Source organism: Isoptericola sp. NPDC057391 (assembly GCF_042668085.1).
Classification (GTDB): Bacteria; Actinomycetota; Actinomycetes; order Actinomycetales; family Cellulomonadaceae; genus Isoptericola.
Genome location: NZ_JBHVBO010000138.1, coordinates 1 through 11,799 on the forward strand (window position 1 = coordinate 1; position 11,799 = coordinate 11,799).

The 11,799-nt window shown below is 73.6% G+C and carries 9 protein-coding genes; 7 read left to right on the forward strand and 2 right to left on the reverse strand.

The annotated features are described in order from the left end of the window. Nucleotides 1–50: 50 nt before the first annotated feature. Together ACFUVW_RS15610 and ACFUVW_RS15615 are read right to left on the reverse strand one after the other, a co-directional pair. The gene (locus ACFUVW_RS15610; protein ID WP_430572243.1) at nucleotides 51–1,880 is read right to left on the reverse strand and encodes a glycoside hydrolase family 13 protein; all 1,830 of its coding nucleotides are present in this window, start codon (nucleotides 1,878–1,880) and stop codon (nucleotides 51–53) included. Between the two features lie 117 nt (nucleotides 1,881–1,997). Then, on the reverse strand, nucleotides 1,998–3,020 hold the full coding sequence (locus tag ACFUVW_RS15615) for a LacI family DNA-binding transcriptional regulator (RefSeq protein ID WP_430572244.1): 1,023 nt from the start codon (nucleotides 3,018–3,020) through the stop codon (nucleotides 1,998–2,000). A gap of 223 nt (nucleotides 3,021–3,243) precedes the next feature. Here ACFUVW_RS15615 and ACFUVW_RS15620 point away from each other — a divergent pair, with 223 nt between their 5' ends. The 7 genes from ACFUVW_RS15620 to ACFUVW_RS15650 all read left to right on the forward strand — a co-directional run. Continuing rightward, nucleotides 3,244–4,479: an extracellular solute-binding protein gene (locus ACFUVW_RS15620; protein ID WP_430572245.1), complete on the forward strand. Its 1,236-nt coding sequence runs from the start codon at nucleotides 3,244–3,246 to the stop codon at nucleotides 4,477–4,479. After that, nucleotides 4,479–6,056, forward strand: coding sequence for an ABC transporter permease subunit (locus tag ACFUVW_RS15625; RefSeq protein ID WP_430572246.1), 1,578 nt, complete (start codon nucleotides 4,479–4,481; stop codon nucleotides 6,054–6,056). Before ACFUVW_RS15620 ends, ACFUVW_RS15625 begins: the two co-directional genes overlap by 1 nt. Further along, nucleotides 6,056–6,988: a sugar ABC transporter permease gene (locus ACFUVW_RS15630; RefSeq protein ID WP_430572247.1), complete on the forward strand. Its 933-nt coding sequence runs from the start codon at nucleotides 6,056–6,058 to the stop codon at nucleotides 6,986–6,988. Before ACFUVW_RS15625 ends, ACFUVW_RS15630 begins: the two co-directional genes overlap by 1 nt. A 115-nt stretch (nucleotides 6,989–7,103) precedes the next feature. Beyond that, on the forward strand, nucleotides 7,104–7,736 hold the full coding sequence (locus ACFUVW_RS15635) for a hypothetical protein (RefSeq protein ID WP_430572248.1): 633 nt from the start codon (nucleotides 7,104–7,106) through the stop codon (nucleotides 7,734–7,736). Between the two features lie 48 nt (nucleotides 7,737–7,784). Beyond that, entirely contained in the window at nucleotides 7,785–9,728 is a 1,944-nt protein-coding gene (locus tag ACFUVW_RS15640; RefSeq protein ID WP_430572249.1) for a glycoside hydrolase family 13 protein, read from the forward strand. Between the two features lie 18 nt (nucleotides 9,729–9,746). Then, nucleotides 9,747–10,505: a metallophosphoesterase family protein gene (locus ACFUVW_RS15645; protein ID WP_430572250.1), complete on the forward strand. Its 759-nt coding sequence runs from the start codon at nucleotides 9,747–9,749 to the stop codon at nucleotides 10,503–10,505. A gap of 77 nt (nucleotides 10,506–10,582) precedes the next feature. After that, nucleotides 10,583–11,799, forward strand: a 1,217-nt coding sequence (locus ACFUVW_RS15650; RefSeq protein ID WP_430572251.1) for a deoxyguanosinetriphosphate triphosphohydrolase, incomplete at its 3' end; no start/stop codon positions are given.

Sequence of the window (11,799 nt, forward strand, 5' to 3'; positions counted from 1 at the left end):
GTCTCGTCCGAGCTTCTCTATCTCGCGGTTCCGGGTTCTCTATCTCGCGGTCAGGCGCGCAGCCAGACCGTGGTGTCGGCGGGGACGCGCGTCTGCGGGTCCGCGGAGCGGTCGGTCATGACCGGCCCGGAGGCGAGCAGCACCTCGACGCCGCGGGGCAGGAGCACCGGCTCGGTGCCCAGGTTCGCCAGCACGACGACGTCCTGGTTGCGCAGCGCGACGACGTGCGGCGAGCCGGCCCAGGCGTCCAGCCACGCGAGCGCGCCCTGTCCCAGGCCCTCGGCCTTGCGCAGGGCGAGCGCGGCCCGGTACGTCTCGAAGGTGGAGCCGGGGACGCCGTACTGGACGTCGGCGGCGTAGCGCGCGAACGACTCGGGCTGCGGCAGCCACGGCTCGCCGGCGGGGCCGAAGCCGAACCCGGGGGCGTCGGCCGCCCAGGGCAGCGGCACGCGGCAGCCGTCGCGGCCGGCCTCGGCACCGCCCGTGCGGAAGTGCCCCGGGTCCTGGCGGACCTCGTTCGGCAGGGTGGTGTGCTCGGGCAGGCCGAGCTCCTCGCCCTGGAAGAGGTACGCCGACCCGGGCAGGCCGAGCATGAGGAGGCTGGCGGCGCGGGCGCGGCGCAGGCCGAGCTCCTCGTCGGGCTGCGGGTCGGTGGCGAAGACGCCGTTGACCTTGAGCGACGGGTCGGCGGACCCGAGCCGCGACGGGTGGCGCACGACGTCGTGGTTGGACAGCACCCAGGTGGTGGGCGCGCCGACCTCGTCGTTCGCCCGGTACGACGCCTCGACGACGGTGCGCAGGGCGGCGGCGTCCCAGCCCGTGGTGAGAAAGGAGAAGTTGAACGCCTGGTGCATCTCGTCCGGGCGCACATAGCGCGCGAGGCGGCTCAGCGGCTCCACCCACGCCTCGGCGACGAGGCAGCGGTCGCCGTCGTACTCGGCGAGCACCCGGTGCCAGGCGCGGTAGATCTCGTGCACGCCGTCCTGGTCGAACATCGGGCCCTGGTTGCCGGCGCCCGTGGAGCCGTCCTCGGGGGCGCCCGGGTCCACGTCCCCCGTGTTCTCGTCGGCGACGTCGTCGGCCGAGCCGGCGACCATCTCGACGTGCCCGTCCCAGTCGGGCAGGCCGTCGGCCTTGATCATGCCGTGCGCGACGTCGACGCGGAACCCGTCCACGCCCCGGTCGAGCCAGAAGCGCAGCACGTCCTCGAACTCGGAGCGCACCTCGGGGTTGGTCCAGTCGAGGTCGGGCTGCGTCGAGTCGAACAGGTGGAGGTACCACTGGCCGGGGGTGCCGTCGGGCTCGGTGACGCGCGTCCAGGCGGGGCCGCCGAAGATCGACTGCCAGTTGTTGGGCTCCTGCGAGCCGTCGGCGCCGCGGCCGTCGCGGAACATGTACCGCGCGCGCTCGGGGGAGCCGGGGGCGGCGGCGAGCGCCTCCTGGAACCAGGCGTGCTGGTCGGAGGTGTGGTTCGGCACCAGGTCGACGATCACGCGGATGCCGCGGGCGTGGGCGCCGGCGAGCAGGTCGTCGAAGTCGGCGAGGGTACCGAACAGCGGGTCGACGTCGCGGTAGTCGGCGACGTCGTAGCCCGCGTCGTTCTGCGGGGAGCGGTAGAACGGGGACAGCCAGACGGCGTCGACGCCGAGCGTCTCGAGGTGGTCCAGCCGCGCCGTCACACCGGGGATGTCGCCGATGCCGTCGCCGTTCGCGTCCGCGAACGACCGCGGGTAGACCTGGTAGATCACGGCGTCGCGCCACCACTGCCGCGCGGCGCCGCTCCCGGCGTGCACGACGGCGCCGGTGCGGAGCAGGTCGCCCGGGGCGGCCGCCGTGTCGTCGGCCGACGTGGCGGCGGGGGCGGACTGGGTGGAGGTCATCGCTGGCTTCCTCACCTGATCGGGGTCTGGGGTCGGCACGGACGGTCGATCCGTGTCAGACCGTCGAGTGTAAGCGTTGCTGCAAGGGTTGCAGCAACAGCCCCCGAAAACGCGCCGTCAGCCCTTCGGCGCGGCCCCGGTGGAGCCCCGCACGACCAGCTCCGGCGCGAACAGCAGCTCGGTGCGGGTGGCCTGCTCGCCCTGGATCTCGGTGAGGAGCGCGCTCACCGTCGCCCGGGCCATGGCCTCGACGGGCTGCCGCACCGTGGTCAGCGGCGGCTCCGTGAACGCGATGAGCGGCGCGTCGTCGTACCCGACGACCGACACGTCGTCGGGCACCGAGAGCCCGCGCGACCGCGCGGCGCGCACGGCGCCCAGCGCCATGAGGTCGGAGGCGCAGACGATCGCCGTATGCCCGGCGTCGACGAGCTCGGCGGCCGCGGCCTGCCCGCCCTCGAGCGTGTACAGGCTCGACCGCACGTGCTCGCGGGCCTGCGCCTCGTCGTCGGCCAGGCCGTGCCGCACCAGGGCCGCGAGGAACGCGGCGAGCTTGCGGCGCGAGGGGACGTAGCGCTCCGGGCCGATCGCGAGGCCGATGCGGCGGTGCCCGAGGGTGACGAGGTGCTGCACCGCGACGTCCACGCTCGCGGCGTCGTCGGGCGAGACGAAGGGCGCGTCGATCCCCGGCGCGTAGCCGTTGACCAGCACGATCGGCACGCCCTGGCTGCGCAGCATCGAGTAGCGGGTGTGGTCCGCGCGGGTGTCGGCGTGCAGGCCGGAGACGAAGACGATGCCGTCCACCGAGTGGTCCACCAGCGTGCTGACGTACTCGTCCTCCGTGGTGCCACCCGGGGCCTGCGTGCACAGCAACGGCGTGTAACCGCGCTGGGCGAGGATCGACTCGATCGCCTGGGCGAAGGCGGGGAAGACCGGGTTGGTCAGCTCGGGGACGATGAGGCCGACGAGGCCCGCGGAGCGGCCGCGCAGCACGGACGGGCGCTCGTACCCGAGGACGTCGAGCGCCGCGAGCACGGCCTGCCGGGTGGAGCTGGCCACGCCGGGCTTGCCGTTGAGCACGCGGGACACCGTGGCCGTCGACACGCCTGCCTGCTCCGCCAGGTCGCTCAGTCGGGTTCGCACCCGAGGAATCGTAGGGGACACGGGACCTCCTCGTCCTGGGGTGGGACGCCGGCGGGACGGCCGCCGGTCGCCGGCGCGATGCCTCCTCGTTGCCGCGCGTTGCTGAAAAGTTATCGCAAGATCTTGCATCGCGCTGCAACGATCCGTACGTTGTGGGCATCAAGGGCCCCGCGACGAGTGCGTCGCGTGGGTCGTCCACCGATGACAGCTGGGAGTAACCACGATGCGAAGGAGCATCCTTCTCGCCTCGGCCCTGGCCACCACCCTGGCCCTGACGGCGTGCGGCAGCGGCGAGCCGAGCGGCGACTCGAGCGCCGACGCGGACGCGAGCGCCGAGCCCTCGGCCTCGGGCTCGCTGACGGTCTGGGTCGACGAGACCCGCGAGGCCGCGGTGACGACGGCCGCCGAGGCGTACGAGGCGGAGTCCGGCGTCGACGTCGAGATCGTCCAGAAGAACTTCGAGGACATCCGCGCCGACTTCCTCGCTCAGGTCCCCACGGGCGAGGGCCCCGACGTCACCGTGGGCGCCCACGACTGGCTCGGCGAGTTCACCGCCAACGGCGTCGTCGCGCCGATCGAGCTCGGCGACTCCGCGGGCGACTTCATCCCGGTGTCGGTGCAGGCGTTCACGCAGGACGGCCAGGTCTACGGCCTGCCGTACGCCATCGAGAACATCGCGCTCATCCGCAACACGGAGCTCGCCCCCGAGGCGCCGAAGACCTACGACGACATGGTCGCCGCGGGGAAGAAGGCCGGCACCAAGTTCCCGTTCCTCATCCAGTCGGACGGCGACAAGGGCGACCCGTACACGTACTACCCGTTCCAGACGTCGTTCGGCGCGCCGGTCTTCGAGCAGAACGACGACGGCTCGTACCGTCCGGAGCTCGCCCTCGGCGGCAAGAACGGCGAGGCGTACGCCACCTGGCTCGGCGAGCAGGGCGAGGCGGGCAACCTCAGCATCGACATCTCCTACGACATCGCCGTGGAGGCGTTCGCGAAGGGCCAGTCCCCGTTCGTGATCGGCGGGCCGTGGATGCTCGAGCAGTTCAAGGACCTCGACCTCGCCGTCGACCCGATCCCGGCCCCGGGCGACCAGCCCGCGCAGCCGTTCGTGGGCGTCCAGGGCTTCTACGTGAGCGCGCAGAGCGAGAACGCCCTGCTCGCGAACGACTTCCTCGTCAACTACATGTCGACGCCGGAGGCGCAGACGGCGCTGTTCGAGGCCGGCGGCCGCCCGCCGGCGCTGGTCGAGGCCGCTGACGCCGCGTCCGAGGACCCGCTGGTCGCGGGCTTCCGCGAGGTCGGCGCCTCCGCCGTGCCGATGCCGTCCATCCCGGAGATGGGCTCGGTCTGGTCCTTCTGGGGCGTCACCGAGGCGAGCATCATCTCGGGCAAGGCCGACGACCCGGTCAAGGCCTGGGACAAGATGGTCTCCGACATCGAGGGTGCTCTCGGCTGATGTCGCGTGCCCGCTACAAGGGCGCCGAGGCCGGCTCCGGGACCTTTTCCGGAGCCGGCTTCGCCGTCAAGCTCGTGCTCATCGCGCTCGTGGACGCGCTCGGCGTCTTCGGCGTGCTCGCCGCGTGGCGTGCCGGGTCGTGGGGGATCCTCGCGGCCATGGTGGCGCTGCTCGCCGCCGCGAACTGGGTGTACTTCACCAAGCGCTCGCTGCCGCTGAAGTACATCCTCCCGGGGCTGGCGTTCCTGCTCGTCTACCAGGTGTACGTCGTCGGCTACACCGGCTACGTGGCCTTCACCAACTACGGCGACGGCCACAACTCCACCAAGGAGCAGGCCGTCGACGCCCTCCTGGCGCAGAACGAGCGCCGCGTCGAGGGGTCGCCGGCCCTGCCGCTGACCGTCGTGGAGGACGGCGACGGCGAGCTCGGCTTCGCGGTCGTCGAGGACGGCGTCGCGGAGGTTGGCACCGCCGAGGAGCCGCTCGCGGCCGCCCCCGACGCCACGCTCGACGGCGGCGTCGTGACCGCGGTGCCGGGCTGGACGGTGCTGGACCGCGCGACCGTGCTGCAGCGGCAGGACGAGGTCACCACGCTGCGGGTGCCCGTGTCCGACGACGCCGCCGACGGCTCGGTGCGCACGCAGGACGCCCGCACGGGCTACGTCTTCCAGCCGGTGCTGGAGTACGACGAGGCCGCCGACACGATGACCGACACGTCGACGGGCGTCGTGTACGCGCCGAACGACGAGGGGCAGTTCGAGTCCGCCGACGGCGAGGCGCTGCCCGTCGGCTGGCGCGTGACGGTGGGCTTCGAGAACTTCGCGACGGCGTTCGGCGACGAGCGGTATGCGGGCCCCTTCGTCAAGATCCTGCTGTGGACGTTCGCGTTCGCGGTGCTGTCCGTCGTGACGACGTTCGCGCTGGGCATGTTCCTCGCGATGGTCTTCAACGACCCGCGGCTGCGGGGGCGCAAGGTCTACCGGACCCTGATGATCCTGCCGTACGCGATGCCGGGGTTCCTCGCGGCCCTGCTGTGGTCCGGCATGCTCAACAAGAGCTTCGGCGTGATCAACCAGGTGCTGCTCGGCGGGGCCGCGATCCCGTGGCTCACGGACCCGTGGCTGGCGAAGCTGTCGGTGCTCGGGGTCAACCTCTGGCTCGGCTTCCCGTACATGTTCCTCATCTGCACGGGGGCGCTGCAGTCGCTGCCGGGCGACGTCTACGAGGCGGCCCGCATCGACGGCGCGGGCAAGTGGCGCACGTGGCGCTCGATCACGATGCCGCTGCTGCTGGTGGCCACGGCCCCGCTGCTCATCTCGAGCTTCGCCTTCAACTTCAACAACTTCACCCTGATCAAGATGCTGACGGGCGGCGGGCCGCGGTTCGACGACGCGTCGGTGCCGCTGGGGCACACAGACATCCTCATCTCGATGGTCTACAACGTGTCCGGCCTCGACGGCTCCGCGCCGCGCGACTACGGCCTCGCGAGCGCGCTGTCCATCGTGATCTTCGTGGTGGTCGGGGTCATCTCCGCCATCGCGTTCCGCCAGACCCGCAAGCTCGAGGAGCTGAGCTGATGACGACGCCGACCGAAGCGTCGACCGACCGCGCGAGCTCGCCCGGGGCGACGGGCGCGGGGGAGCAGGTGCTGCGGCACCGGATGAAGCCGGGCCGCTGGGCCCGGGAGCTGGGCTGGCGGCACGTCGTCGGCGTGCTCGCGGTCCTGTACGCCGTCTTCCCGATCGTCTACGTGGTGTCCGCCTCGCTGTCGCCGAGCGGCACCCTCACGGGGTCGAACGAGCTGTTCGCCCAGGTGAGCGGCGTGAACTACGCCGACCTGGGGAACACGAAGTTCTGGACCTGGATGGGCAACACGCTGGTCATCGGGGTCGCGACGGCCGTCGGCACCGTGCTCATGGGCGCGGCCGCGGCGTACGCCTTCTCGCGCTTCCGGTTCGCCGGTCGCCGGCTGGGGCTGACCTCGCTGCTGATCATCCAGATGTTCCCGCAGATGCTCGCGTTCGTCGCGATCTTCCTGCTGCTCATCTCCCTCGGCGAGGTGGTTCCCGCGCTGGGCCTCAACTCGAAGCTGGCGCTCATCTGCGTCTACCTCGGTGGCGCCCTCGGCGTGAACACGTTCCTCATGTACGGGTTCTTCAACACCGTGCCGCGGGAGCTCGACGAGGCGGCGAAGATCGACGGGGCCACGCACGCCCAGGTGTACTGGACGATCATCCTGCGCCTCGTGACGCCGATCCTCGCCGTGGTGGCGCTGCTGAGCTTCATCAGCACGTTCGGCGAGTTCATCATCGCCCGGGTGGTGCTCCAGTCGGAGTCCAACTGGACGCTGGCGGTGGGGCTGTACGGCTGGGTGTCGTCGCTGCTCGAGGCCAACTGGGGCCTCTTCGCCGCGGGCGCCGTCCTGTCCGCCATCCCCGTGCTCGCGCTGTTCCTCTTCCTGCAGAAGTACATCGTGGGTGGGCTGACGGCAGGCTCCGTCAAGGGCTGAGCCGTTCACCGGTCGGCGGCCGCCACGAGGCTCGCGCGGATCCACGCGCGATCCACGCGTGATCCACGCGTGATCCTTGTGGCGGTCGTCACAGCGCGGTCCTAGCCTGGGCGTCATGACCGACGACTCGCGCTCCTACTCCCCGGACCTCGCGCGTCTCACCGACGCCGCCGACGACTCGTTCTCCGTGCGCCGCGCGTACGGCGAGCCCTACGAGCACCAGGGTCAGCTCATCGTCCCCGTCGCCAAGGTGTGGGGCGGGATCGGCACCGGCTCGGGGGGCGGCGCGGGCAACGGCTCGGCCAACGGCGCCGGCACCGGGTCGGGCAGCGGCTCCGGCCGCGGCGCCGGCCAGGGCAAGGGCGACGGCAGCGCCCCGGGCTGGCGCCGGTCGTTCAGCGTCGGGTCGGGCGGGGCCGACGCCGCCACCGACGAGGCCGGCCCGGGAGAGACGGGCTCCGCGCCGCGTGGCAACGGGTCCGCGCACGGCGACGCCTCCGGCGAGGCGCAGGGCGACGCCAAGGGCGAGCTGCAGGGCGAGGCCCACGGCGAGGGGCACGGCGAGGGCGGCGGCGGTGGCGGTGGCTACGGCCTGCGCGTCAAGCCGCTGGGCGTCTTCGTGGTCTCGGCCGAGGGCACGAAGTACCAGCCGGTGCTGGACCTCAACAGGGTGATCCTCGGCGGACAGGTCGTCGGGATCGCCATCGCGCTCGCCGCCGGGTGGGCGATCGGGCGCCGCCGCCGCTGACCGTCGTCCGGTCGGTCCGGCGGCACGCCGGACCGACGAGAGGACGACATGACCACGCACGGCACCCCGACCGACCCCCGCACCAACCCCCGCACCGCCGCCCGCGACACCGTCCGCACCCTCCTGGACGCGCCGCACCACGACGGCTCCGCGCTGTTCGCCCCGACGTCGACGCCCGCGCTGGGCGACGAGGTCACCGTGCGCGTGCGGGTGCCGAAGGGCGCGGCCGTGCGCGACGTCCGGGTCCGGACCGTGCGCGACGGCGAGCCCCGCCTCCTGCCCGCCCGGCGCGACGGCGGCGACGCGCACGAGGACTGGTACGCGGCCGACGTCGTCGCGCACCACCCGGTGACCTCCTACCGCTTCTTCCTCGAGGTGCCGGGCGGCTACCGCTGGCTCGACGGGCGGGGCGTGCACGACCGCGAGGTGCCGGACGCCGCGAGCTTCCGGCTCAGCACGCACGCCCCCGCGCCGCCGTGGCTGCGCGACGGGCTCGCCTACCAGGTGTTCCCAGACCGCTTCGCGCGCTCCGCCGGCGCGGACGCGCGCCCCGCGCCGGACTGGGCCGTCCCCGCCGCCTGGGACGACGAGCCCGCCGGCTCCGGCCCGCTCGCGGGCACGCAGCTGTACGGCGGCGACCTCGACGGCGTCGCCGAGCACCTCGACCACCTCGAGGCGCTCGGCGTCCGCACCCTCTACCTCACGCCCGTCTTCCCGGGGCGGTCCAACCACCGCTACGACGCGGCGACCTTCGACCACGTGGACCCGCTGCTCGGCGGCGACGCGGCGTACGCGCGGCTCGCCCGGGCCGTGCACGCGCGCGGCATGCGGCTCATGGGCGACGTCACGACCAACCACACCGGCGACGGGCACGAGTGGTTCGCCCGGGCACTGGCGGACCCGGCGTCGCCCGAGCGCGACCTGTACCTGTGGGACGACGGCGGCCCGGACGTCGTGCGGCCCGACCGGTCCGAGGGCGGCCCGGACCCGTACGTCGGCTGGCTCGGGCACGGCTCGCTGCCGAAGCTCGACTGGGCGGCCGACGAGACCTGGCGGCGGATGGTCACCGGTGCGGACGCCGTCATCGCGCGCTACCTGCGCGAGCCGTTCGCCCTCGACGGCTGGCGCGTGGACGTGGCCAACATGACCGGGCGGCGGGGGAGCGCGGACCGCACGCACGCCGTCGCGCGGGCGCTGCGCGAGCGCATCCTCGCCGAGCGGCCCGACGGCGCGCTGGTCGCCGAGCACTTCCACGACGCCGCCGCGGACCTCGCCGGGGACGGCTGGCACGCGAACATGAACTACGCGGGCTTCACCCGCCCCGCCTGGTCGTGGCTCGTGCCCGAGGGGTCCGACGTGCCGTTCCTCGACCTGCCCGTGCCGGTGCCCCGCCGCCCGGCTGCCGCGATGGTGGAGACGATGCGCGAGGTCGCGGCCCTGGTGCCCTGGGGCGTCACGGCGAACCAGTGGAACATGCTGGGCTCGCACGACACGCCGCGGCTGCGCTCGATCGTCGGCTCGCGGGAGCTCGTCGAGGTCGCGGCGACGCTGCTGTTCACCTATCCGGGCGCGCCCGTCGTGTTCGCGGGCGACGAGGTCGGCGCGACCGGCACCAACGGCGAGCACGCCCGCACGACGATGGCGTGGGACCAGGCGGCGCGCGGCGGGGGCCCGCGGTGGGACGCGGCCACGCTGGACGTGTACCGGCGCCTGTCCGCGCTGCGCTCGTCGTCGGCCGCCCTGCGCGACGGCGGCCTGCGCTGGGCGGCGGTGCACGACGACGCCGTGGCGTACCTGCGCGAGACGCCGCACGAGCGGGTGCTCGTCGTGCTGGCCCGCGCGCCGTGGCCGGGCGTGCGCCTGCCGGGGCACCTGCTCGCGACCGGCGCGGAACCGGAGGTGCTGCACGGCGGCCTCGGCGTCCGCGCCACCGCGGACGGCCTCGACGTCGCCGGCGACGGGCCGGGTGTCGCCGTCGTGCGCCTGGCCTGAGATGGCAGCATCGTCACCGTGACCCGCGACCTGGACCGCATCGCCGTCGTCTCCGACGTCCACGGCAACCTCGGCGCGCTGGAGGCCGTGCTCGCCGACATCGGGGCGCGGGGGATCACCCGCGTGGTCAACCTGGGCGACGACGCGGGCAAGGGCCCGCGCGGGAGCGCCGTCGTCGACCGGCTGCGCGAGGTGTGCGAGGCGGACGTGCGCGGCAACTGGGACGACTTCCTGCCCGGGATCCCCGACGACGGCGACGACGGCCTGGTGTGGTGGCGCGACGAGCTGCGCCCCGACCAGCGTGCGTGGCTCGCGTCCAAGCCGCTGAGCCACGACCTGCTGCTGTCGGGCCGGCGGGTGCGGCTGTTCCACGCGTCGGCGACGAGCGTGCACACGCGCGTCCGTCGCGCCCACTCGCGCGAGGAGTTCCACGGGATGTTCGCGACGACGGACCTCACCGGCCCCGGACCCGAGCCCACGACCGTCGGCTACGGGGACATCCATCAGGCCTTCGTCGACGTGCACCAGGGCCGGACGCTGTTCAACGCCGGGTCGGTCGGCAACCCCATCGACGAGCCGACGCCCTCGTACGCGATCCTCGAGGGCGTGGAGGGCTCCTCTGAGCCGGGGCCGTTCGGCCTCCAGCACGTGCGCGTGCCCTACGACGTCGAGGCCGAGCTCGCCGTCGCGCACGACGTCGGGATGCCCTGCTACGCCGAGTGGGCGCAGGAGCTGCGCACGGCCGTCTACCGGGGGCAGGCCGTCACGTCGTCGTGAGGTTCGGGCGCGTGGGCGGCGATCGCTAGGCTGCCAGCGTGCAGACGTTCGAGCAGGGCGCTTTCGACGCCGAGGTGATGGGCCCCGCGGCGCACCCCGGCGTGCCGGAAGAGTGGCTCGGGTCGTACACCGACGCGGACACGGAGCGCTGGTTCCCGGAGCCGCCCAAGTCGAAGCACCGCACGGCGTTCGAGCGCGACCGCGCCCGCGTGGTGCACTCCTCCGGCCTGCGGCGCCTCGGCGCGAAGACGCAGGTGCTGGGGCCGGGCAGCGACGACTTCGTGCGCACCCGGCTGACCCACTCGCTCGAGGTGGCCCAGGTGGGCCGCGAGATGGGGCGCGCGCTCGGCTGCGACCCGGACCTCGTGGACACCGCCTGCCTCACGCACGACCTCGGCCACCCGCCGTTCGGGCACAACGGCGAGCGGGCGCTCGCGGAGGTCGCGGAGGGCATCGGCGGCTTCGAGGGCAACGCCCAGACGCTCCGGCTGCTCACACGGCTGGAGCCCAAGATCTTCGCCGGCGACGGGTCGCCCCGCGGCCTCAACCTCACGCGCGCGAGCCTGGACGCCAGCGTGAAGTACCCCTGGGCCTTCGGCGCCGGCCCGGCGCGCCCCGACGGCGCGCCGACGCCCAAGTTCGGCGTCTACCCCGACGACCGGCCGGTCTTCGAGTGGCTGCGGCGCGGTGCGCCGCGCGGCCGCGCGCGGTGCATGGAGGCGCAGGTCATGGACCTCGCCGACGACATCAGCTACTCGGTGCACGACGTCGAGGACGCGGTCGTGGGCGGCCGCCTCGACCTGCGGGTGCTCGACGACGCGGACGAGCGGGCGCGCGTCGCCGCGCACGTGCGTGCCTGGTACGGGAGCTGGCACGAGCCGGACGCCATCGACGCGGCGCTGTGCCGGCTGCGGGACACCGGCTACCTGGTGACCGACTTCGACGGCTCGCGCCGGGCGCTCGCGCGGCTCAAGGACGCGACCAGCCAGCTCATCGGCCGGTTCAGCGGGGCGTCGCAGGACGCGACGCGGGAGGTGTTCGGCGACGGCCCCCTGACCCGCTACGTCGCGCGGCTCGTCGTGCCGCAGGAGACCGCGGACGAGATCCTCGCCCTCAAGGGAGTGGCCGTCGCCTACGTCATGGCGCCGCGCGAGTCCGAGCCGGTGTACGGCGCCCAGCGCGAGATCGTCGCCGAGCTCGTCGACGTCCTGGCCGACCGCCCCGACGCGCTGGAGACGCCGTTCGCCGCCGACTGGCGAGCCGCGGCCGACGACGACGCGCGGCTGCGCGTCGT